Origin of the sequence: Pseudomonas sp. NPDC090208 (genome assembly GCF_044746785.1) — a bacterium.
Lineage (GTDB): Bacteria > Pseudomonadota > Gammaproteobacteria > Pseudomonadales > Pseudomonadaceae > Aquipseudomonas.
The window spans coordinates 366,254-387,916 of sequence record NZ_JBIVCU010000004.1 but is presented as its reverse complement, the minus strand read 5'-3'; the positions used below and the strand labels follow the sequence as shown (position 1 = coordinate 387,916).

At 62.2% G+C, this 21,663-nt stretch carries 18 protein-coding genes; 9 read left to right on the top strand and 9 right to left on the bottom strand.

Annotation, left to right across the window (positions count from 1 at the left end):
• Positions 1-121: 121 nt before the first annotated feature.
• The gene (locus ACIPL0_RS10065; RefSeq protein WP_400599835.1) at positions 122-1,444 is read right to left on the bottom strand and encodes an MFS transporter; all 1,323 of its coding nucleotides are present in this window, start codon (positions 1,442-1,444) and stop codon (positions 122-124) included.
• 170 nt (positions 1,445-1,614) lie between these two features.
• Between ACIPL0_RS10065 and ACIPL0_RS10060 the strand changes: the two genes are divergently transcribed.
• Positions 1,615-2,526, top strand: coding sequence for a LysR family transcriptional regulator (locus ACIPL0_RS10060; RefSeq protein ID WP_400599837.1), 912 nt, complete (start codon positions 1,615-1,617; stop codon positions 2,524-2,526).
• A 154-nt stretch (positions 2,527-2,680) separates the two neighbouring features.
• Here ACIPL0_RS10060 and ACIPL0_RS10055 read toward each other — a convergent pair whose 3' ends face one another.
• Together ACIPL0_RS10055 and ACIPL0_RS10050 are read right to left on the bottom strand one after the other, a co-directional pair.
• A complete protein-coding gene (locus ACIPL0_RS10055) occupies positions 2,681-3,160 on the bottom strand; it encodes an LEA type 2 family protein (RefSeq protein WP_400599839.1) in 480 nt (159 codons plus the stop codon).
• 59 nt (positions 3,161-3,219) lie between these two features.
• Positions 3,220-4,692: a nucleobase:cation symporter-2 family protein gene (locus ACIPL0_RS10050; protein WP_400599841.1), complete on the bottom strand. Its 1,473-nt coding sequence runs from the start codon at positions 4,690-4,692 to the stop codon at positions 3,220-3,222.
• Positions 4,693-5,055: 363 nt separating this feature from the next.
• Between ACIPL0_RS10050 and ACIPL0_RS10045 the strand changes: the two genes are divergently transcribed.
• Both ACIPL0_RS10045 and ACIPL0_RS10040 read left to right on the top strand, forming a co-directional pair.
• Entirely contained in the window at positions 5,056-5,349 is a 294-nt protein-coding gene (locus ACIPL0_RS10045; RefSeq protein WP_400599842.1) for an ArsR/SmtB family transcription factor, read from the top strand.
• A gap of 166 nt (positions 5,350-5,515) precedes the next feature.
• On the top strand, positions 5,516-6,949 hold the full coding sequence (locus ACIPL0_RS10040) for an NAD-dependent succinate-semialdehyde dehydrogenase (protein WP_400599844.1): 1,434 nt from the start codon (positions 5,516-5,518) through the stop codon (positions 6,947-6,949).
• 128 nt (positions 6,950-7,077) lie between these two features.
• Here the strand turns inward: ACIPL0_RS10040 and ACIPL0_RS10035 are convergent, their stop codons facing one another.
• Entirely contained in the window at positions 7,078-7,827 is a 750-nt protein-coding gene (locus ACIPL0_RS10035; protein ID WP_400599987.1) for a GntR family transcriptional regulator, read from the bottom strand.
• A 115-nt stretch (positions 7,828-7,942) separates the two neighbouring features.
• Between ACIPL0_RS10035 and ACIPL0_RS10030 the strand changes: the two genes are divergently transcribed.
• From ACIPL0_RS10030 to ACIPL0_RS10020, 3 genes are all read left to right on the top strand, one after another.
• Positions 7,943-9,298 (top strand): adenylosuccinate lyase family protein, encoded by a 1,356-nt coding sequence (locus ACIPL0_RS10030; protein WP_400599846.1) that lies wholly within the window; start codon positions 7,943-7,945, stop codon positions 9,296-9,298.
• Positions 9,299-9,462: 164 nt separating this feature from the next.
• Entirely contained in the window at positions 9,463-10,764 is a 1,302-nt protein-coding gene (gene dctA, locus ACIPL0_RS10025; protein WP_400599848.1) for a C4-dicarboxylate transporter DctA, read from the top strand.
• Entirely contained in the window at positions 10,761-12,152 is a 1,392-nt protein-coding gene (locus ACIPL0_RS10020; RefSeq protein ID WP_400599850.1) for a class II fumarate hydratase, read from the top strand. Before dctA ends, ACIPL0_RS10020 begins: the two co-directional genes overlap by 4 nt.
• Positions 12,153-12,340: 188 nt before the next feature.
• On the opposite strand, the gene ACIPL0_RS10015 is transcribed toward ACIPL0_RS10020, so the two are convergent.
• Positions 12,341-12,814, bottom strand: coding sequence for an REP-associated tyrosine transposase (locus ACIPL0_RS10015; protein WP_400599851.1), 474 nt, complete (start codon positions 12,812-12,814; stop codon positions 12,341-12,343).
• A 751-nt stretch (positions 12,815-13,565) separates the two neighbouring features.
• On the opposite strand from ACIPL0_RS10015, the gene ACIPL0_RS10010 reads away from it, so the two are divergent.
• Both ACIPL0_RS10010 and ACIPL0_RS10005 read left to right on the top strand, forming a co-directional pair.
• Entirely contained in the window at positions 13,566-15,005 is a 1,440-nt protein-coding gene (locus ACIPL0_RS10010; protein ID WP_400599853.1) for an MFS transporter, read from the top strand.
• A 263-nt stretch (positions 15,006-15,268) separates the two neighbouring features.
• On the top strand, positions 15,269-15,856 hold the full coding sequence (locus ACIPL0_RS10005; RefSeq protein ID WP_400599855.1) for a LysE family translocator: 588 nt from the start codon (positions 15,269-15,271) through the stop codon (positions 15,854-15,856).
• On the opposite strand, the gene ACIPL0_RS10000 is transcribed toward ACIPL0_RS10005, so the two are convergent.
• On the bottom strand, positions 15,857-16,690 hold the full coding sequence (locus ACIPL0_RS10000; RefSeq protein ID WP_400599857.1) for an AraC family transcriptional regulator: 834 nt from the start codon (positions 16,688-16,690) through the stop codon (positions 15,857-15,859). It abuts the gene before it with no gap.
• A 6-nt stretch (positions 16,691-16,696) separates the two neighbouring features.
• Positions 16,697-18,340, bottom strand: a complete 1,644-nt coding sequence (locus tag ACIPL0_RS09995) for a phosphoethanolamine transferase (protein WP_400599859.1) — start codon at positions 18,338-18,340, stop codon at positions 16,697-16,699.
• Between the two features lie 404 nt (positions 18,341-18,744).
• On the opposite strand from ACIPL0_RS09995, the gene ACIPL0_RS09990 reads away from it, so the two are divergent.
• The gene (locus ACIPL0_RS09990) at positions 18,745-19,356 is read left to right on the top strand and encodes a glutathione S-transferase family protein (RefSeq protein ID WP_400599861.1); all 612 of its coding nucleotides are present in this window, start codon (positions 18,745-18,747) and stop codon (positions 19,354-19,356) included.
• Between the two features lie 192 nt (positions 19,357-19,548).
• Here the strand turns inward: ACIPL0_RS09990 and ACIPL0_RS09985 are convergent, their stop codons facing one another.
• Together ACIPL0_RS09985 and ACIPL0_RS09980 are read right to left on the bottom strand one after the other, a co-directional pair.
• Complete coding sequence (locus tag ACIPL0_RS09985; protein ID WP_400599863.1) at positions 19,549-20,298, bottom strand: substrate-binding periplasmic protein; 750 nt, start codon at positions 20,296-20,298, stop codon at positions 19,549-19,551.
• Between the two features lie 17 nt (positions 20,299-20,315).
• Positions 20,316-21,662: a diguanylate cyclase domain-containing protein gene (locus tag ACIPL0_RS09980; protein ID WP_400599865.1), complete on the bottom strand. Its 1,347-nt coding sequence runs from the start codon at positions 21,660-21,662 to the stop codon at positions 20,316-20,318.
• Between the last annotated feature and the right edge of the window lies 1 nt (position 21,663).

The following is a 21,663-nucleotide window of genomic DNA, read 5'->3' as shown; positions in this document are numbered from 1 at the left end:
TGCTGTCGCGCGAGGCGCCGAAGGTCAGCGTAAAGGCGTTGCGCAGAAACGCCAATGCCCGCCGGGTGAGGACTCGGCGGGCATTGGCAGGTCAGACGATCGGGGCGGGCGCGTCAGGCGTTCAGCTCTGCAACTGAACTGCCGCGGGCGCCTCGGCGTTGCGCCGGGTAACGGCCGCCACAGCCAGCAAAGCGATCATGCCCGGTACGGCGCAGAGGATGAAGTTCAGCTGCAGCGACAGGTTCAAGCTCAGCATCAGGCCGCCCAGGGCCGGCCCGGCGATGCCGCCCATGCGTCCGACGGCGGAGCACCAACTGATGCCGGTGGCGCGGATGTCGGTGGGGTATTGCTGCGCGGCGAACGCGTGGATCACCGACAGGCTGCCAATGGTGGCGGCCCCGGCGAGAAACAGCATGACATCCAGCAATAGCGGCCCGGGCTTGATGCCTAAGGTGATCAGTGACACCACGGCCAGCGTCAGGCACATCATCAGGGTCGGCTTGGTGCCCCAACGGTCGGCCAGCCAGCCGCCGCCCAGGGCACCGGCGATGGAGCCCAGGTTCATGGTGATCAGGAACATCAGACCGGACACCAGCGGGTATCCCCCCGCGACCATGATCTTCGGCAGCCAGGTATTGAGGCCGTAGACCATCAGCAGGCACATGCCGAATCCGATCCACAGCATCAGGGTGTGAAGGGCGCGGCCGTCTTTGAACAGGCCGGACACTGGTGCGGAAACCCGCTGCGTGTCCAGTGAAGGCCAATGCAGTTTGCCGACGTCGAGCCCCGGCTGGATTCGACGCAACAGGGCGGTGGCGGCGACCTTGTCACGCGCCACCAGGTACGGCAGGGATTCCGGCAGGAAGCGGTACATCCACGGCAGCGTCAACAGCGGCAGCCCGGCGATGATGAAGGTCGACTCCCAGCCAAAACGCGACAGCACCAGCAGCGCCACCAGTGCCGAGAGCAGTGCGCCCAGCGAGTAGCAGCCGAGCATCACCGTGGTCATGATGTTGCGCCGGGCCTTGGGTGCCATGTCGTTGATCAGCGCGACGATATTGGGAATGGTCCCGCCCAGGCCGATCCCGGTGATGAAGCGCAACACCGCAAAGCTCACGGCATCCCAGGCAAAGGCATTGGCAAACGCTGTCAGGCTGCCCAGGGCAATGGCCAGCAGAATCACCCGGCGGCGCCCGAAGCGGTCGGCCAGCGGCCCCAGGGTCAAGGCGCCGAACATCATCCCGAACAGCGCCGCGCTGCCCATCCAGCCGGCCTGCACGGCGGGCAACTGCCACTGCTCCATCAGGTGCGGCACCACTGAGCCGTAGATAACCAGGTCATATCCGTCGAACAACATGATGAAAGAACACCAGAACAGCAATCCGAAGTGGAAGCGGTTCATCGGCGCAGTTTCAGCGACTTCTAATACGTCGTGTGTAGCCATGGAAAAATCTCTTTTTGTTGTATGAATCGCGACTGCGCGTAGGCCGGCCCACAGCCCTGTCATCGTGGGAGGGGCCGGGTCGTTTCAGTCTAAAAATTAACGATTCATGCAACCAATCAATATTTGGTGGTGGCAATATAGATAGTATCTATAGAGGTTGGGTGTGAGCGATGAGCGCCTTTGATTTGAATCTGATCCCCATGTTCGTGGCCCTGCACGAGACGGGCAGCGTCACCGCGACCGCTGAACGCCTGCACGTCACCCAGCCCTCGATCAGCTACGCACTGGGCAAGTTGCGCGAGCAGTTCGATGACCCGCTGTTCATTCGCAACCGCCAGGGCATGCAGCCGACGCGGTTGGCCAACGCGCTGTACGCGAGCTTCAAGGAGGTGGCGCAGAACGTCGATTCGGCGATTGCCCAGGCACGCAAATTCGAGCCCGGCAGTTCCACCCGCAACTTTCGCCTGGCGCTGTCGGACATGGGTGAGGTGGATTTTCTGCCGAGGATTCTGGAACACCTCAACCGGGTGGCGCCGCACATCGAGCTTGAGGTGATATCGCTGAACATCGAACTGGCGGGGCAATGGCTCAGCGAAGGGCATGTCGATGCGTTGATCTGCAGTCGGGTGCTGGCCGAGGCGGGCATCGCGCACCATCCGGTGCTGCTGGAGAATTACGTGTGCCTGCTGGCCGCCGACCATCCACGGGTGGGGGACTCGCTCAGCATGGCGCAATTCGTCGCCGAGCCCCATGTGCTGGTCAACAGCACTTCGGGGCACAACATGGTCGCGCAAGTGTTGAAGACGTTGAACGTCAAACGCCGTGTGCGCCTGCGTCTGCCGCATTTTTCGGTGTTGCCGGGCATCCTTCCCGGCACCGAGCTGCTGACGGTCCTGCCGTCGCACATTGCCAAAGGCTTTTGCCGCCATCCGGTGAGCGGCCCGCTGAAAGTGCTGGAACTGCCGTTCAAGGTCCCCGCGTTCTACGTGAACCTGCACTGGCATACACGCAGCGATCAATCCACGGCCCTGAAATGGTTTTACAGCGAGCTCAAGGTGGCCTTGAAAGACATGAAGGCGTGATGGGGCGCAGGTTGTTGCCCATGGCCGGTGCCCTGTGGGAGCCGGCTTGCTGGCGAATGCGCTGGGTCAGCGACGTTGTTGTATCTGATCCAGCGCGGTTCGCCAGCAAGCCGGCTCCTACAAGGTCGCTATCGTCAGTAAAACGCTTGCTCCCTCACCAATGCCCGTTCACCGGCTGCGGCAGGTTCAGTGTGCCGCTGTCGTAGAAACGCATGGTGCCGAACAGCCCGCCGGCGAGTTTGCCGTGCAGTTCGTAGGGCAGATTGTCGAGGCGTTGCTGTTCGGTGAGCCCGACCGCCTGACGCAGCGCGGCAAAGGCCGACACCGTCACTGGCACGCTCAGCACACCCTCGGAGAAACGTCCGATGGTGCCTTTCTGGTCGCTGACCCCCGAGGCCAGCAACTTGCCGTTGACGTCCAGATTCAGGGCCACGCCGTCGTACTGGATGTCCATGTCGTTGGGGTTCTGCAGGCGCAGTTTCACCGCAAAGCGGATTTCCAGATCCTGTCCTTGCAGCGGCTCGATGCCGACCACGTTGATGTTCAGCGGGTCGCGGTTGGGGAACAGGGCACAGGCGCTCAGGGCCAGCATCAGCAGGCCGGTGAGCAGGGTTCGGGTCAAGCGTGGTGACATCGGTCGCTCCGTGTCGCAGGCGGTGAAGGGCGCGATATGCGCCCCTTCCGTTATTGAGCCTAGCGGTTCAACTCTGCGACCGCGCGGGCGGACATAGGTTCTGCTTTGGCGTCCTGCAGCACTTCGACGACGGACGCTTCGGGGTCGAATTCGCTGACCTCGTCTTCAACCGTTTCTTCCGGCAGGAAGATGTTCAGCAGGATGGCGCAGAAGGCGCCCACGGTGATCGGCGATTCGAAGATGTTGTGCAGCGCCTTGGGTAACTCGCGCAGAACATCCGGCACTGCCGCAACACCCAGGCCCATGCCCAGGGAAATCGCCACCACCAGCATGTTGCGCCGATGCAGCCCGGCTTCGGAGAGGATCTTGATCCCGGCCACTGCCACGGTGCCGAACATGATCAGCGTGGCGCCGCCCAGCACCGGTTTGGGCATCAGTTGCAGCACTGCGCCGATCACCGGAAACAGCCCCAGCAACACCAGAATGCCGGCGATGAAGAACGCCACGTAGCGGCTGGCGACGCCGGTGAGCTGAATCACCCCGTTGTTCTGGGCGAAGGTCACCATCGGCAGGCTGTTGAAGGTGGCCGCCATGGCCGAGTTGAGACCATCGGCCAGCAGACCGGATTTGATTCGCTGAATGTACAGCGGGCCGCTGACCGGCTGGCGCGAGATCATCGAGTTGGCAGTCAGGTCACCGGCGGCTTCCAGCGGCGAGACCAGAAAGATCACCGCAATCGGGATGAACGCCACCAGGTCGAAAGAGAAGCCGTATTTGAACGGCACCGGAATGCTCATCAGCGGCACCGACGGCATCTGCGCGAAATCGACGCGGCCCATCAGCCAGGCGACGCTGAAACCCAGGGCCAGGCCGATGATGATCGCGCTCAGGCGCAGCAGCGGAATGTTGAAACGGTTGAGCACGACGATGGTGCCCAGCACCAGACCCGCCAGGCCAAGGTTGGCAGCAGAACCAAGGTCGCTGGCGCCGAAACCGCCGGCCATGTCGGTCATCGCCACCTTGAGCAGCGACAGGCCCATCAGGGTAATGATGGTGCCGGTCACCACCGGGGTGATCAGCTTGCGCAGCTTGCCGATGAACTGGCTCAGGGCCACTTCGATGAAAGCGGCGCAGAAACACACGCCGAAAATCGTCGACAGCACTTCTTCCGTGCCGCCGCCGCGGCTTTTCACCAGAAAACCGGCGCTGAGGATCACGCTGAGGAAGGAAAAGCTGGTTCCTTGCAGACACAACAGGCCCGAGCCGATGGGGCCGAAACGTCGCGCCTGGACGAAGGTGCCGAGGCCGGAGACGAACAGCGCCATGCTGATCAGGTAGGGCACTTCGCTGCCCAGGCCCAGCACGCTGCCGACGATCAGCGTCGGGGTGATGATGCCGACGAAGCTGGCGAGGACGTGCTGCAGGGCGGCGAAGATCGCGGCGGTGAAGTGCGGCCGGTCGTCGAGGCCGTAGATCAGGTCGCTGCGGCGCGAAGTGGACGAGGGTGTAGCGGTGCGTTCAGGTGGGGTCATGGTTAGCCTGCCAATTGTTTTTGTTCGGTCGTGGGCTTGCAGATGACGCTGGGCCTGGCTGTATACAAAAGTTGTCTATCAGGTCAGGTTTTGCGACTGTACAATATGTCCACATCGTTAAAAACAATTTATTTGTAATTTGTGTACAAAATTTCGGCTTGAGCTGCGCGCAGCGCCGTAGGAAAAAGGTCGCGCAGAATGCCAGAAAATACTTCGCTGGTCTGCGATAGCCGCTTATTCTGTTGCCGCTGAACCTTGGAGCGCCGACGAGCGTCCAAGTCGACGTGTGAATATGGGGAAATATTCAGTTTTCGCGAGTCCGATTCTCGACAAGGAGGTTTCAACTGGGGCGTTACGATCCACATGAGCACGGCACAACAATTCCCCTTGACTGATCTGCAGATCGAGCTGATATCCCGGGCCCTGGCCGATCGCAGGCGTTACCAGATCCTGATGCAGATCGGCGCCAGCGACGAAGCGGTGCCCTGCGCCGAGCTGCTCAAGGTGCATCCGGTCAGCGCGGCCACGGTGTCTCATCACACCAAGGAGCTGGAGCGGGCAGGGCTGATCACGACGTTGCGGGAAGGCAAATACGCCAGTTTCAAGATTCAGCGTGAAACATTGCGGGCTTATGCTCAGCAACTGACGCAGATCTGAACCGGCGGCGCATCAGCAGAAGCGCGTTATATTGCGCCAATAATGTCTATTAATAAGACATCGTACGACTATCATCTTGACCCACGCTGGCATATGCCAGTAAATTTCCCGGCCTGCGTTTTCTTCCTTCTCCCGCCTGTCTCAAGGCGCTTGCGGAGCTTCTTGTATGTACCCAGACGTTCAGCTGTACATCGATGGTCAATGGCGCGCCGGTGAAGACGGCCGCACCATCGCCGTGATCAACCCGGCCAATGGTGAAACCCTGGGCACCGTCGCCCATGCCGGCATCGCCGATCTGGATCAGGCACTGGCCGCCGCCGAGCGTGGCTTTGAAACCTGGCGCAGCACCCCGGCCTATGATCGCTACAAGATCATGCAAAAAGCCGCCGATCTGCTGCGTGATCGCGTCGATCACATCGCCAGCATCATGACCCGGGAACAGGGCAAGCCGCTGGCCGAAGCGCGCATGGAAACCCTGTCCGCCGCCGACATCATCGACTGGCTGGCCGAAGAAGGCCGCCGTGCCTACGGCCGTCTGGTGCCGTCGCGCAACGTCTCGGTCGAACAGAAAGTCATCAAGGAGCCGGTCGGCCCTGTCGCGGCTTTCACGCCGTGGAACTTCCCGATCAACCAGGTGGTGCGCAAGCTGTCGTCGGCACTGGCGGCCGGCTGCTCGATCATCGTCAAGGCACCGGAAGAGACCCCGGCTTCGCCTGCCGAACTGGTTCGTGCGTTCATCGATGCCGGCGTGCCGGCGGGCGTGATCGGTCTGGTGTACGGCGACCCGGCGCAGATCTCCAGTTACCTGATCGCCCATCCGACCATCAAGAAAGTCACCTTCACCGGTTCGACCCCGGTCGGCAAGCAACTGGCCGCGCTGGCCGGTCAGCACATGAAGCGCGCGACCATGGAGCTGGGTGGTCACGCACCGGCGCTAGTGTTCGACGACGCCGACATCGACCTGGCTGCTCGTACTCTGGCCGGTGCCAAGTTCCGTAACGCCGGGCAGGTCTGCGTCTCGCCGACCCGCATTCTGGTGCAGCGCGGCGTGTACGAAGCCTTCGTCGAGAAATTCGTCGGCTTCACCCACGAAGTGAAAGTCGGCAATGGCCTGGAGCAGGGCGTGACCATGGGCCCGCTGGCCAACGAACGTCGTGCCCCGGCACTGGCGGCGCTGATCAAGGACGCCTGTGAAAAAGGCGCGAAACTGGAAGTGGGTGGCAAGGCGGTGGACGGTCCTGGCTACTTCTTCCAGCCGACCGTGCTCAGCGGCCTGACCACCGACATGCGCGCCATGAACGAAGAACCGTTCGGCCCGCTGGCGTTGATCGTGCCGTTCGATACCGTGGAAGAAGCAGTTGCCGAATCCAACCGCGTGCCGTTTGGCTTGGCGTCCTACGCGTTCACCACGTCTATGAAAACTGCGCACATCCTCAGCAGCCGCATCGAAGCGGGCATGCTGTCGATCAACCACCAGGGCATCGGTCTGGTGGAAGTGCCGTTCGGCGGGATCAAGGATTCCGGCTACGGCTCTGAAGGCGGCACCGAGGCCATCGAGGCGTACCTGAACACCAAGCTGGTGACGGTGTTCAACCTCTGAAACTGGCGTGAATGAAAAAAGCCCACCGTGATCGGTGGGCTTTTTTGTGGGCAATCATGTGTAGGCGCTGGCTTGCCCTGCGACCCCGGCGCGCTCGCAGGACAAGCCAGCTCTTACAGTCGCGGCGTCTACAGATCCTGCGCCGCCACGCGCTTTTCGCGCTTCATCTGCATCACCAGGGTAAACCGGTCATCCGGGTACACCGTCTCCGACACCGCGATCAGCCCGCCCTGATCGTCGCGGTACTGACGAATGATGTTCAGCCCCAGTGATCCCGCCGCTGCATTCAGGCGGGTGGCCAGTTCGGCATTCAACTGCACCGGGCGCACCTGCTGATCCACGGCATCGATCCGCCGCCCGAATTCCTGCTCGATCAACGCTGCGATCAATTCGCCCGGGCATTGCTCGGCCAGCGGGATGATGGCGGCGTATTGCTCATCGGCGTAAACGTCGGTCCAGCACAATGGCGCGCTGCGCTGATTGACGTCGACCTTGATGCTCGACATGCAGAAACAGTGCGCCCCCGGCTCGAGCCCCAGACGTCGAGCCTGGGCGATGTCGGCGACGAAATGGCGAACCTGTTGAACGTCGCGAATGTGGGTTTCCGCCACATGCACCAGATCGGCCACCGAGGCCAGCGACTGCGAATAGCCGCCGCTCGGCGTCGCCGCTTCCACCCGCGTACCGACGCGCTTGCGCCGCGACACCATGCCCTGATTCTGCAACTGGGTGATGGCTGCGCGCACGGTGTGGCGGCTCACGTCATACAGCTCGCACAACTCGAATTCGGTCGGCAGCAACGAACCGACCGGATAGCGGCCGCTGCTGATGCCCTCCATCAGGTCTCTGGCGACCACGGCGTAACGCGTTTGATTGATGCCTTCCATCGAGCTCTCCCCACAGCGAGTTGACAGTGTATCAGGGCAAGGGGTAATAATTATGTACGGACATAATAAATATGTACGGCCAATAACAACATTTGGGACCCTTTCCATGTCCACTACCGTTTTTGACTCCGCCCTGTTCCGCGACATGTTCGGCACCGCCGAGATGCGCGAGGTGTTCTCCGACAAAGCCCTGATCGAGCGTTACATTGAGGTCGAAGTGGCGCTGGCCCGTGCCGAGGCCCGCTGTGGCGTGATTCCTGCCGACGCCGCCGAGCAGATCGCCGCCAAGGCCACCTTCGAGTCGCTGGACCTGGCGCTGATGCAGCACGAAACCGAAATCGTCGGCTATCCGATCCTGCCGCTGGTGGAGCAACTGTCGAAGACCTGCGGCGAAGCCGGGCGCTATGTGCATTGGGGCGCGACTACCCAGGACATCATGGACACCGCCGTGGTCCTGCAGGTGCGGGCCGCGCTGAAGCTGGTCGAGCGTGACATTCAAGCCGTGCGCGGTCTGCTCGCCGGGCTGGCACAGAAATACCGCGACACGCCGATGGCCGGCCGTACCCACCTGCAGCACGCGCTGCCGATCACCTTCGGCTACAAGTGCGCGGTGTGGCTGAGCATGTTCGACCGTCACGCCGAGCGTCTGGTCGAGCTGCGTCCGCGGGTCGAAGTCGGTCAGTTCGCCGGCGCTGCCGGTACGCTGGCATCGCTGGGCGACAAGGGCCTGGACGTGCAGGAAGCGCTGATGGCCGAGCTGGGTCTGGGCGTGCCGCAGGCCACCTGGCACGTGGCCCGTGACGGCCTGGCGGAAACCCTGAACTTCCTCGGTCTGGTCACCGCCTCGTTGGGCAAGGTCGCGCTGGACGTCATGATGATGATGACCAGCGAGCTGGGCGAAGCCTACGAGCCGTTCGTCAAGGGCCGTGGCGCCAGCAGCACCATGCCGCAGAAGCGCAACCCGATCTCCTGCGAATTAATGTACGCCGCCGCCAAGGGCGTGCGTCAGCAGGCGGGTCTGATGCTCGACGCGATGATTCAGGATTTCGAGCGCTCAACCGGCCCGTGGCAGGCCGAATGGATCGCCATTCCTGAAGCCTTCGCCCTCAGCGCTGCCTCGCTGGGTCAGGCGAAATTCATGCTCGCCGGGCTGGAAGTGCGTCCTGAGCGCATGCTCAAGAACCTCAACATGACCCAGGGTCTGATCGTCGCCGAAGCCGTGATGATGGGCCTGGCCCCGGCCCTCGGCCGTCAACTGGCCCACGACGTGGTGTATGCCGCCTGCCGCGTGGCCAACGACGAAAACATCAGCCTACTCGACGCGCTGGTGGCCCAGGGCGCCGTCACCGAGCGCCTGGATCTGGCCGAGCTGCAACGCCTGACCGACCCGCGCAACTATCTGGGCCTGGCGCCGCAGATGGTCGATCGCGCGTTGGCCCGGGAGGGCGCGGTGAAACGCTGACGGATGACGCCATGCGCAGGACCTGTGGGAGCCGGCTGGCTGGCGAAAGCGGTGGATGATTCAACATCGCGGTATCCGAGATGACGCCTTCGCCAGCAAGCCGGCTCCCACAAGGGTTGCGGTGGCCCTGATTTCTGCCCGATAACAACAATGAGAGCGCAAGCATGTCTTCTACCGGTAAAAAACCGTTTTACCGCGACCTGACCTTTCAGGTCGTTGCCGCCATGGTCCTGGGCATCGCCTTCGGCTTTGTCGCCCCGGAGCTGGCTGCCAGCTTCAAGGTGCTCGGCGACATCTTTCTCAAACTGATCAAGACCGCCGTCGCGCCACTGGTGTTCTTCACCGTGGTCCACGGCATTGCCTCGGCCGGCGATATCAAGCGGGTCGGCAAGGTCGGTCTGCGTGCCTTGATCTACTTCGAAGTGCTGTCCACGGTGGCCCTGGCCATCGGCCTGATCTGGGGCAACCTGCTGCAGATCGGTTCGGGCATGCACGATGCCCACCCGAGCAGCGCCACCGCTGCAGCCGCCAGTGCCGCCGTTGCCAAGGGCCATGGGCCGACCTCGACCATGGACTTCATCTACGGCATCTTCCCGGACAACTTCGTCGGCGCCTTCGCCGGCGGCCAGTTGTTGCAGGTGCTGGTGATCTCGGTGCTGTTCGGCTTTGCGCTGCTGGCGCTCAAGCCCGAGCGGCGCGCGGTGATCGAAGACGGCCTGAGTCGCATCTCCGAATGCTTCTTCGAGTTCATCAACCTGATCATGAAGTTCGCCCCGCTGGGCGCCTTCGGTTCGGTGGCCTATGCGGTGGGCAGTAACGGCACGGCGGTGCTGATGTCGCTGGCCAACCTGGTGCTGATGTTCTACGTCGCGGTGTTCTTCTTCATTTTTGTCGTGCTCGGCGTGGTGTGTCGTCTGGCCGGTTTCAGCCTGTGGCGTTTCTTGCACTACATCAAGGATGAGATTTTCATCGTGCTGGGCACGGCATCCTCGGAAAGCGCGCTGCCGCGCCTGCTGCAAAAGCTGGAAAAGTTCGGCTGCTCGAAACAGAGCGTCGGCCTGGTGCTGCCCACCGGCTACGCGTTCAACCTCGACGGCACCTCCCTCTATATGTCGCTGTGCGTGCTGTTCATCGCCAATGCCTACGGCGTGCCGCTGAGCTGGGAGCACCAACTGGGCATCATCGCCATCATGCTGGTGACCTCCAAGGGCGCAGCGGCGGTGTCTGGCGGCAGTTTCGTGGTGTTCGCCGCCACAGTCACGGCGGTCGGCGTGCTGCCGGCGGAAGGTCTGGCGCTGCTGTTCGGCGTGTACCGCTTCATGTCCATGGCCATCGCCACCTGCAACACCATCGGCAACAGCGTCGCCACTGTGGTGGTCGCCAAGTGGGCCGGTGAGTTCTCCGAGCAGACCGCTCAGGAAGAATATCGCCGCGAACTAGGCCGTGCGCCGGGAGCCGCGCTATGAGCAAGGTGCGCCTGGAAAACGATGCGTTCGGCCCGGTGGAAATTCCTGCCGACCGCCTGTGGGGCGCGCAGACCCAGCGTGCCCTGGCAGTGTTCGGTGAGCACGGCGAGCGTTTTTCGCCAGCGCTGATTCACGCGTTCGGCCTGCAGAAAATCGCTGCCGCCAAGGCTAACCGGCAATTGGGCGCGCTGCCTGAGGAACTGGCCGACGCCATCGAACAGGCAGCGGCTCAGGTGGCAGCGGGGCAGTGCGACGGGCATTTTCCGCTGACAGTGTGGCAGACCGGTTCCGGCACCCAGACCAACATGAACGCCAACGAGGTCATCGCCAACCTCGCCAACCTGGCGCTGGGCGGAGAGCTGGGCGGCAAACGGCCAGTGCATCCCAACGACCACGTCAACCGCTCGCAGTCGTCCAATGACAGCTTCCCCACGGTGATGCACGTGGCGACGGCGTTGCAGTTGCGCGATCACCTGCTGCCGGCGCTGGCAGGGTTGCGCGATGCGTTGGCGGACAAGGCTCGGAGTTGGGCCAACGTGCTGAAAATCGGCCGTACCCATCTGATGGACGCCGTGCCGATGACCCTGGGTCAGGCATTCGACGCCTTCGCCCGGCAGATCGACCATGGCATCGAACGTATCGAAGGCTGCTTGCCGCGTCTGCGGGCATTGCCGCAAGGTGGTACGGCGGTGGGTTCCGGGTTGAATGCCCCGGTGGGTTTTGACGTGGCATTCTGCGCCGCGCTGAGCGAGCTGACTGGCGAGCCGTTCATGCCCAATCCGAGCAAGTTCGAAGGCATGGGCACCCACGATGCGCTGGTGGAAGTGTCCGGCGCGCTGAACGTGCTGGCGGTGTCGCTGAGCAAGATCGGCAACGACATCCGCCTGCTCGGCTCGGGACCGCGTTGCGGATTCGGCGAACTGCTGCTGCCGGACGACGGCCTGACCTCATCGATCATGCCCGGCAAACGCAACCCGACGATCGCCGAAGTTTTGGTACAGGCGGCGATGCAGGTCATGGGCAACCACACCACCATCACCGTCGCCGGAGCGTCCAGCACCTTCGAACTGAACGTCGCCAAACCGGTATTGATCCACAACCTGCTGCAGTCGATCGGCGTGCTTGGCCATTGCGTCGGTATCTTCACCGACAAACTGGTCCGCGGCCTCGACGTCAACCGCCGCCAACTGGCCGACAACCTCGAAAACGCGTTGCTGATGGCCACCGTGCTCAACCCGGTGCTCGGTTACGACCGCGTGGCGCAGATCACCCGCAAGGCGGCGGAGGAGGGACTGTCACCCAAGGCAGCGGCGATGGCACTGGGCTTCATCAGCGCCGAAGACTACGACCGCCTGGTGCGGCCGGAATTGATGGTCAGCCCGCAATAGCCACCGTGGCGCTGACCGACCACGCGCCAGACCCCGGCCCCGTAGGAGCGCGCTTGCCCGCGAAGACTGAGTAACTGTCGCTGAAGCCCCAGAGCCTGACCTGGCCTCCTCGTGGGCAAGCCCACTCCCACAGATTTGCGTTGTGCCCGTGATAGTTGGACAGCCACATAACCCGGCAATAGTGGAGCTTAACCAGAACCGGGTAACCAAATCGCATCCCACAGAGGGTAGTCTCCGATCCGTCTTGCCAGCCGGGCTCTCAGCGGATTGGCAACGATGTAGCGGGCAAAAAAATGGATCATGTCCTCTTCATGGCGCACGGCGATATCGTGATAACCCGGCTGCCAGATCCGCCCCTGGCTTGCGATGGTCTTGTTGACGGCGATAGCCGTTCTGGATTTGACCCGCCGCACGATATCCGGCAGCGACCCTGCCGCCAATTCGACCAGCCAGTGAAAATGATCAGGCATGACAACCCATGCCAGTGATTTGGTGATGCCTAGTTCTTGTGCTTCTCGCAGCTCATGTACCAGCAGCCTGCCTAGTCGCCAATCTGCAAAATCTCGGCGATGTCGTTCCAGACGAGATGTGACCAGATAAATTCTCCCCTTTTCAGAAAAGCGACCGGTGCGCAGGCGGTGTGAATGTGATTTTTCAGGCACTTGCAGTTCTCTTTTTCCATGATGGAAATGCCAATCTAGTCAGAGGCTGAAAGGGCAGTGGAGCAAGTGTTTTGCCTGATGTGTTGGAGACGCTTCATGACTGTATGAGAGCGGATTTGCTTGCGAAGGCTGAGCGGCTACCGCTGAAAGTCCAGCGTCTGAACGAGCCTCTTCGTGGGCAAGCCCACTCCCACAGATTTGCGTTGTGCCCGTGATAGTTGGACGGCCACATAACCCTGTGGGCGCGGGCTTCCCCGCGAAGATTGAGTAGCTGCCGCTGAAGCCCCAGAGCCTGACCAGGCCTCTTCGTGGGCAAGCCCACTCCCACAGATCTGCGTTGTGCCCGTGATAGTTGGACGGCCACATAACCCTGTGGGAGCGGGCTTGCCCGCGAAGATTGAGTGGCTACCGCTGAAGCCTCAGAGACTGAACTGGCCTCTTCGTAGGCAAGCCCACTCCCACAGATCTGCGTTGTGCCCGTGATAGTTGGAAAGCCACATAACCCTGTGGGAGCGGGCTTGCCCGCGAAGGCTGAGTAGCTGCCGCTGAAGCCCCAGAGCCTGACCTGGCCTCTTCGTGGGCAAGCCCACTCCCACAGATTTGCGTTGTTCCCGTGATAGTTGGAAAGCCACATAACCCCGTGGGAGCGGGCTTGCCCGCGAAGGCGTCAGCTCAGGCAACGTGATGTCGACTGAACTCCCGCCACGCGCCTGAACTCTCAACCCAGAGACCACTCAGGCGCGGACCCGTCATGGCAAACCCCGGCACGCTGTTTGAAACCGATCTGCCCGCGCGTCTGGACCGGTTGCCGTGGGGGCGGTTTCATACTTTGCTGGTGTTTGCGCTGGGCATCACCTGGCTGCTCGACGGGCTGGAGGTCACCCTGGCCGGTTCTGTGTCCGGTGCCTTGAAGGAAAGCCCGGTGCTGCGCCTGAGTAACGCCGATATCGGTCTGGCCGGCGGTGCGTATATCTGCGGTGCGGTGCTCGGCGCGTTGTTCTTCGGCTGGCTGACCGATCGACTTGGCCGGCGCAAGCTGTTTTTCATCACTCTGGCCTTGTACATCAGCGCCACGGTGGCGACGGCGTTTTCCTTCAGCCTGTGGAGTTTCATGCTGTTCCGCTTTCTCACTGGCATGGGCATTGGCGGCGAGTACACGGCGATCAACTCGACCATCCAGGAGTTCACCCCAGCGCGCTTTCGTGGCTGGGTCGATCTGACCATCAATGGCACGTTCTGGATCGGCGCGGCGCTCGGTGCTGGCGGTTCGATTCTGTTGCTCGATCCCGCACTCGCCGGTGGTGATCTGGGTTGGCGGCTGTGTTTCGCCATCGGCGCGGTGCTGGGCCTGGTGATTCTGCTGATGCGTCTGTGGTTGCCGGAAAGCCCGCGCTGGTTGCTGATTCATGGTCAGGCCGAGGAGGCGAGGGCGATTGTCGAGAGCATCGAGCAGCGTCTGCGCCAGCAAGGCCATCAATTGGCACCACCCGCCAGCGCGCCGCTGCGCCTGCATGCGCGAGATCACACCCCCATCGGTGAAATCTTCAGCACGCTGTTCGTCACCTATCGTCAGCGGGCGCTGGTGGGGCTGACCCTGCTGACCGCCCAGGCATTTTTCTACAACGCGATCTTCTTCACTTACGCGCTGGTGCTCACCGAATTCTACGGCGTGCCGTCGGCGTCCATCGGCTGGTACGTGCTGCCGCTGGCGCTGGGTAATTTCTGTGGGCCGCTGTTGTTGGGACGGCTGTTCGACGTGATTGGCCGGCGAGTGATGATCAGCCTGACCTACGCGCTGTCGGCGATTCTGCTGAGCATCAGCGGTTACTTGTTTGCACAGGGGGTGCTGAGCGTCAGCCAGCAGGCCATTGCCTGGATGGTGATTTTCTTCTTTGCCTCGGCGGCGGCCAGCTCGGCGTACCTGACCGTGGCCGAGACGTTTCCGCTGGAGATCCGTGCGCTGGCCATCGCGGTGTTCTATGCCTTCGGTACGGCGCTGGGAGGCATTGTCGGGCCGACGTTGTTCGGGCAGTTGATCGACAGCCATCAGCGCGGACCGGTGTTCGTCGGCTACTTGATCGGCGCGGCGCTGATGCTGCTGGCCGCGGCGGTGCAGGCGATCTGGGGTGTGGCTTCGGAGCGCAAGTCGCTGGAACAGGTGGCACGGCCGTTGTCGCAGGTGGCGGATTGATCGCGTCGCGGGCAAGCGCGCTCCTACAGGTCGTATTGGATGTTCCGGATGTAAACAGCCCCCGTGGGAGGGAGCCCTGCTCGCGAAGGCGTCATCCCATTCAATGATGCACCGTCTGACACACCGCTTTCGCGACCGTCGTAACCTCCGATCCCTCCCACAGGAGATCGAGCCGGCCGTGCGTTGGTCAGTTTTCTTCAATACCCCCAACCCCTCCCGCGCTTAACGTACCCCGGCATTCAACGAAACGGAGACTGATGCCGATGACCCTGTTGTTTTCCATGGCCGCCTTTGCCCTGGCGGCGTCCATTTCCCCCGGGCCGGTCAATGTCGTGGCGCTGAGCAGCGGGGCGCAGTTCGGTCTGCTGCCGAGCCTGCGCCATGTCATGGGCGCGACAGTGGGGTTTGTCATGCTGCTGGTGTTCACCGGGTTCGGCCTGCATGAAGTGCTGCGCCAGTACCCGGTGCTGACGGACATCATCCGCTGGGCCGGGGTGGCGTTTCTGCTCTGGCTGGCCTGGAAACTGGCGGCCGACGATGGTCGCCTGACCGTGGACAAGCCGGCTCGCCCGCCGTCCTACCTGCATGGCGCGGCGATGCAGTGGCTCAACCCCAAGGCATGGCTGGCCGCCGTGGCAGGAATGGGTGCGTTCGTTGCCGATGGTGAGGCGCGACTGATCGGTCTGTTTGCCCTGATCTACTTTGTCGTCTGTTACCTGTCGGTGGCCTGCTGGGCCTATGCCGGCGCATTTCTCGGGCCGTGGCTGCGTAGCCCGCAACGCATTCGCCTGTTCAACCGCAGCATGGCGGCGTTGCTGACCGGTTGTGCGGTGTCGCTGCTGTACGTCTGATCACTGCCGGTATTGCCCTGGCGTCGCTGCCAGGTGCTTCTTGAACACCCGCTGGAAATGCGCTTGATCGGCAAAGCCGCTCTGCTGGGCGATAGCGGCAATCGGCTCGCCATCGCGCAGTTGCGCCTGGGCGTGCTGGATGCGGCGGTTGATCAGGTAGGCGTGGGGCGTCATGTGGTAGTGCTGCTCGAAGGCGCGGATCAGATAGGCCTCGGACAGATTCGCCGCCTCGCAGATGTCCTCCAGGCGGATTGCCTCAAGGAAGTGCGCGTTGATGTACTCGGCGGCGCGTTCGACCCGGGCGCTGGCCTGTTTCAATGGCGCCTGTGCGCCGCCCAGACGCTGCTGCATCAGGGTGAAGAAGGCAATGGCGGCTTCGTGTTTTTCCAGCACGTCGCGCTCGGCATCGATCAACAAACGGTGCAGGTCGAGCAGGCCGGCGAACAGCTCGGGATCGTTGCTGCGAATCGCCGCCAGCGGCTGGAACCCCGACGCCACGTCCACTCCACACGCCTGCTGTACGCGACCCAGCCAGCACGCGTCCAGATACAGCATTACGTAGGACCACGGCTGATCGTCGATGGGATTACAGGCATGCACATCGCCAGGGTTCATCAGCACCACAGTGCCGGTGTCGATGGTCTTGCGGGTTTTTTCGTGCAGGTAGGTGCTTTGCCCGGCGGTGATGGCGCCGATGGAAAACACGTCGTGGGAGTGGCGTGCGTAACAGACCTTGCGCCCGTCCGCGATGGAGCGGGCTTCGATGAAGGGCAACCCGGCGTCCCGCCAGAACACCGGTATCGCAGCAGGCTGTACCGGGTTCTGGAGGGGCATGTCAGGTCATCCTTTGGCGCGGGTGCAGCTGTGGAAGATGTCCAGCGCGGGTTGGTACTCGCTGCTGGTAACGCCGAGCAAGCCTAGCACCGAATGAAACATGTAGTCATGGCTCAGGTCCGGCTGGTTCTGCTTGGCGGCCAGACAGGCGCGGTCGACACCGGCGTCCTGCAGGGTGGCGTTGCCGAACCACATGACCATCGGCACATGGGTCTGTGCGCTTGGGGCAATGGCGTAAGGCGCGGCGTGCAGATAGATGCCGTTCTCGCCCAGCGATTCGCCGTGGTCGGAGACGTAGATCATCGAGGTGTCGACCTTGTCCTGGTTGCGCTTGAGCAACTCGATGGTCTGCGCCAGGAAGTGGTCGGTGTAGAGGATGGTGTTGTCGTAGACGTTCTTCAGTTCATCCGAGGTGCAACTGCCCAACTGGTTGGTGCGGCAGACCGGGGTGAAGCGCTCCATGTCCTTCGGATAGCGGTCGTAGTACTCGGGGCCGTGGCTGCCATCGGCGTGCAGCACGATGATGGCGTTGTCCTTGAGCGAGTCGATGTACTCCTGCAGGCCGACCAGCAGCGCTTCGTCCAGGCAATTCTGACCGTCGCAGAACGGGCTTGGCTGGTTTTTCGGAATATCGCTGTGGGGCACGCGCAGGCAGGTGCCCTTGCAGTCGCTGTTGTTGTCCAGCCAGACCACTTTCAGCCCGGCGCGCTGGAGCATGTCCAGCAGGCCTTCGTAGGTCTTGCCCTTTTTGTCGCTGTAATCGGTGCGCGGGAATTTGGAGAACATGCACGGCACAGACACCGCCGTGGACGTGCCGCAAGAGGCGACCTGGGTGAAGTTGAGGATGTCCTGTTTCTTCAGCTCCGGGTTGGTTTCGCGGGCGTAACCGTTGAGCGAGAAGTGGTCGGCGCGGGCGGTTTCACCGACGACGAAGATCATCAGGCTCTTTTTCGGCCGCTGTTGCGCTTCGGCGCTGAGGGCGGCATCGGTGCCGACGGCCTGGATCTTGACGGTTTCCTTGATCGCGACGGTCTGCTTGGTCAGCTTGCCGATGGCGTATATGTAGTTGGTCGGGTTGATGAAGTGGGTCAGCTTGTCTTCGTCGCGGAAGATCGGCGCGTAGGTCGAATAGAACGGCCCCACGGACGCGGCAATCACCAGCACGCAACCGATGCAGACCAGCACCTTGTTGACCAGCCCCGGCAGCACACGGCGGTAGGTCACCGGCAGCCACCAGATCAGTGCAATCGGCAGCGCGCCCAGCAACGCCAGGTACAGGAACAGCTTGCCGCTGAGCAGTGCCTTGGCTTCACCGGGGTTGGTTTCCAGCACGTTCTGCATCATCACCGTGTCGATGGTGATGCCGTAGGTGTTCATGAAATACGCTGCCGACGCCGAGCACAGCGCCACCAGGCTCAGGACCGGTTTGAGCGTGGGGCGAAACGAGAAGGGCGTCAGCAGCAGGGTGATCGCGGCCCACAGAAACACCGCGAACGAGACATAGAACGCAACGGCCTTGATGCCCTGCAACTGAATCAGACCGGTCAGTGCATGCCAGGTGGCAAGGTTGTAGAACACCACAAGACACAGGGAAAACAGCATGACCAGGCGGGTCGAAGTGAGGGGTTTGGCCATTGAATTCAAATTCATGTAAAGCGCTATCCGTGCACGCGTTGAAGACAGCCTGCCGTGTCTGCACCGGGTTGATACTCATGAGAAAGGCGCGGTGAGGGCAGGCAACGCGCGGGAGTCTTTCAGATCGTTTGTGAAGAGTTTGTGAAGGCGTTTTTAGCACATTAATGCGGGGTATGGGCAAAGGCAGAGCATCGTTATCAGATCCCGGAGCTGTAGGAGTGAGCTTGCTCGCGATGGTGTTTTCCAGGTGCATGCACATCGCTGATAAATCGCCATCGCGAGCAAGCTCACTCCTACAGTTTTGTGGCCGCCTCGCTGCTTTGAACATTGCACAGCCGCCGACCTTTGCTAGCCTGCGGGTCTGGAGCGGTTTTTCATGCCATTACGGTGGCATCAATAAAGAAACGGGAGGTGGCTGGATGAAGCTCATCGGTATGCTGGATTCGCCTTATGTACGGCGGGTCGCGGTCAGTCTGAAACGTATGGGTGTGGCGTTCGAGCATGAAGCAGTGTCGGTGTTTCGCGGCATGGACCGGTTCAGGGAAATCAATCCATTGATCAAGGCACCGACCTTGATCACCGACGACGGTGTGGTGCTGATGGAGTCGAGCCTGATCCTCGACTACGTGGAGACCTTGCAAGGCCCCGGCAACGGGTTGATGCCGACGTCGCTGGCCGAGCGCACGCGGACCTTGCGCCTGACCGGCCTCGCCCTGGTGGCCTATGAAAAGGCGGTGCAGATCTATTACGAGCGTAACCTGCGCCCGGCAGAAATCCAGCACGGGCCGTGGGTGGACCGGGTCAGCCAGCAGTTGCAGACCGCCTGCGCGGAACTCGAACGCGAACTTGGTAGGCAGCCGCTGAGCGCCGGCCCGGACATCGGCCAGGACGGTATCAGCATTGCGGTGGGCTGGTCGTTCATTCAACTGGTGGTGCCGGATCAGGCCAGCGCCGTGCAGTTTCCGCAGTTGGCGGCGTTTACGGCAGAGGCCGAAAAGCTGGACATCTTCCGCAGTTTGCCGATGGTGTGAAACCGGCGCCGATGCCGGTATGGCCGATGAATCTGCCCGTCTCTGCGAATCCTGTGGGAGGGAGCCCTGCTCGCGAAAGCGTCGTGTCAGTCAATATTGCAGTGTCTGATCTGACGCATTCGCGAGCAGGGCTCCCTCCCACAGGTTCGGTTGTTCGGCTTATGGCGGGTGGAACGCATGGGATCGGCTCGACTACTGCGCCAATACCTTCGCCACCGTGCCGTCGGCCTTCAACTGGGCAAAGGCCTCGGTGACACGCTTGACCGTGTCCGCAGGGGTGGTGGCGCTGAGGGCCACGTAAAGTCCCTTGGACAATTCGTCGAGGGTGTAGACGTTTTCCAGATCCTCGTACGCAATGTGCAAGTCATCGCATTGCTCCCGGGCTTCGCGCTCAGGTAATGGCACCAGGGCGACCTGGCCGCTGAGCAGTTTGCGCAGGTTGTCGAGGTTGTTGGCCGACACCACCATGCGGCTGAAGCCCTTGCCTTCGAGGTATTCCTGTCGCGAGTCGCCGCGCACCACGCCGATGCTGTACTTCTTCGCATCCTGCAGGCTGTTGACCACCACATCGCGACGTTCGCGCAGCTTGTAGAGCTGCGGCGTGACCTGCTCCAACTCGCCCACCCACTTGAACTGCGGCTCGCGTTCGGCGCTGCGGATGATCGGATAGATCAGCACATTGGGTTCCAGACGTGCCATGTCGTAGGCTCGGGCCCACGGGTAGAGCGCCATGTGGTAATCGCTGATACCGGCTCTGGCCAGGGTCTGTTCCACGATTTCGCTGGCCGAGCCGCTCACCTTGCCGTCGACCAGCGAGCTGTAGGAAGAGTCTTCGGTCACCACCTGCAAGGTGTCCGCTTGCGCACTCAGGCAAAGCAGCGCGAGCAGGGCAGCCGAGCAGAACAGGCGCGGATGTTTCAGCGAGTGCCTGGCGTTATCCATTTCAGCTTTTTCCCCGGTCAGATCACACAACGGTCGCGGCCCAGGCTCTTGGCCCGGTACAGCGCCTTGTCGGCGCTTTGCAGCAACTGGTCGAAACGCTGCATCGTCGCCGGATCGAGTTCGGCGATGCCGATGCTCAAGGTCACGAAAGGCGACACCGACGAAGCGCTGTGGGGCAGTTGACGGCTGGCGAGCAGCTCACGCAGGCGCTCGGCGGACTCCAGCGCCTGTTCGTGAGCCTGCCCCGGCAACAGCACGGCAAATTCTTCGCCGCCCAGACGCGCCACCAGCTCGCCGGAGCGAGAGAACAGCGCGCTCATGGTCAAGGCCACGTCGCGCAGGCACTGGTCGCCCATGGCGTGGCCGTAGGTGTCGTTGTACAGCTTGAAAAAGTCGATGTCGCACATCAGCACGGAAAACGGCTGTTCATGGCGCAGGGCACGGTTGAACTCCATTTCCTTCACTTCATCGAAGTGGCGCCGGTTGGCCAGACCGGTCAACGGATCGAAACGGGTCAGTGCCTCCAGCCGCGTGTTGGCGGCTTTCAGCTGCGCGGTGCGCTGCTCCACCAGTTCGGCCAGTTGGTCGCGGCTGGCGGCGAGGGCGGCCTCGTCGCGGGCCTGGCGTTCGATGTGGTTGGCCAGTTTGTCCTGCAGGTCATTGACCCCGGCTTCGAGCATGTCCAGCTCGTCGGCGCTGTTGCTGTGCCGTCCCAGGGTCAGATGCTGTTTGAGATTCTGCGGCGTGAGCTGCTCCAGATGGCGGGCAATGCGCCGCACATGCAGGGTCACCGAATGGTTGAACATGCCCATGATCAGCCCGGCCAGCGCCAGCGACTGAATGATCTGGGTCAGCATGATGATCCCGACTTCCTTCCACAGGCGCTTCCACAACAGGCTTTCATCGCCCTCGATGGTCAGCTCGCCGACCGTCTCATTGGCGCCTGCGTAGGGGCTGTAGATCAACTGCCGGTGCAGCGCCGGCGCCAGAATCGAACCGGTATGGCCGGGGTGTTTGCGCTCCAGCACTTCCGGCGCGCGGCCCGGCCGGACGATGCGCAACTCGACGCGACCCACCGGTGCGGCCAGCGACACACTGTCGACCTGAGCCTGCATGGCTTCGCCGTCCATTTCCCAGACGGCCTTGGACAGCGTGCCCTGAAACACCTGATCGATCAGGTTCAGCTCGGCATTCATGTTCGACAGGTTGGTGTTCCAGGCAAACCAGGTGCGGACCATCACCGTCGCCAGAGTGAACACCAGGCAGAAGGCCAGCGTGGCCATGACCAGACGACGGGCCAGCGAGCCGGTGCGCGGCAGGGCGGGGGGATTTTCGGTCAACTTGGTTTCGGACTCCGCGAGCATG

What these genes read in the sequence shown, in the direction of transcription:
- dctA (WP_400599848.1), top strand. Translation starts at nt 9,463, where the DNA reads ATGTCTTCTACCGGTAAAAAACCGTTTTACCGCGACCTGACCTTTCAG.
- ACIPL0_RS10055 (WP_400599839.1), bottom strand. Translation starts at nt 3,160, where the DNA reads ATGTCACCACGCTTGACCCGAACCCTGCTCACCGGCCTGCTGATGCTG.
- ACIPL0_RS10045 (WP_400599842.1), top strand. Translation starts at nt 5,056, where the DNA reads ATGAGCACGGCACAACAATTCCCCTTGACTGATCTGCAGATCGAGCTG.
- ACIPL0_RS09985 (WP_400599863.1), bottom strand. Translation starts at nt 20,298, where the DNA reads ATGGATAACGCCAGGCACTCGCTGAAACATCCGCGCCTGTTCTGCTCG.
- ACIPL0_RS10010 (WP_400599853.1), top strand. Translation starts at nt 13,566, where the DNA reads ATGGCAAACCCCGGCACGCTGTTTGAAACCGATCTGCCCGCGCGTCTG.
- ACIPL0_RS09990 (WP_400599861.1), top strand. Translation starts at nt 18,745, where the DNA reads ATGAAGCTCATCGGTATGCTGGATTCGCCTTATGTACGGCGGGTCGCG.
- ACIPL0_RS09995 (WP_400599859.1), bottom strand. Translation starts at nt 18,340, where the DNA reads ATGAATTTGAATTCAATGGCCAAACCCCTCACTTCGACCCGCCTGGTC.
- ACIPL0_RS10050 (WP_400599841.1), bottom strand. Translation starts at nt 4,692, where the DNA reads ATGACCCCACCTGAACGCACCGCTACACCCTCGTCCACTTCGCGCCGC.
- ACIPL0_RS10040 (WP_400599844.1), top strand. Translation starts at nt 5,516, where the DNA reads ATGTACCCAGACGTTCAGCTGTACATCGATGGTCAATGGCGCGCCGGT.
- ACIPL0_RS10030 (WP_400599846.1), top strand. Translation starts at nt 7,943, where the DNA reads ATGTCCACTACCGTTTTTGACTCCGCCCTGTTCCGCGACATGTTCGGC.
- ACIPL0_RS10005 (WP_400599855.1), top strand. Translation starts at nt 15,269, where the DNA reads ATGACCCTGTTGTTTTCCATGGCCGCCTTTGCCCTGGCGGCGTCCATT.
- ACIPL0_RS10000 (WP_400599857.1), bottom strand. Translation starts at nt 16,690, where the DNA reads ATGCCCCTCCAGAACCCGGTACAGCCTGCTGCGATACCGGTGTTCTGG.
- ACIPL0_RS10065 (WP_400599835.1), bottom strand. Translation starts at nt 1,444, where the DNA reads ATGGCTACACACGACGTATTAGAAGTCGCTGAAACTGCGCCGATGAAC.
- ACIPL0_RS09980 (WP_400599865.1), bottom strand. Translation starts at nt 21,662, where the DNA reads ATGCTCGCGGAGTCCGAAACCAAGTTGACCGAAAATCCCCCCGCCCTG.
- ACIPL0_RS10060 (WP_400599837.1), top strand. Translation starts at nt 1,615, where the DNA reads ATGAGCGCCTTTGATTTGAATCTGATCCCCATGTTCGTGGCCCTGCAC.
- ACIPL0_RS10020 (WP_400599850.1), top strand. Translation starts at nt 10,761, where the DNA reads ATGAGCAAGGTGCGCCTGGAAAACGATGCGTTCGGCCCGGTGGAAATT.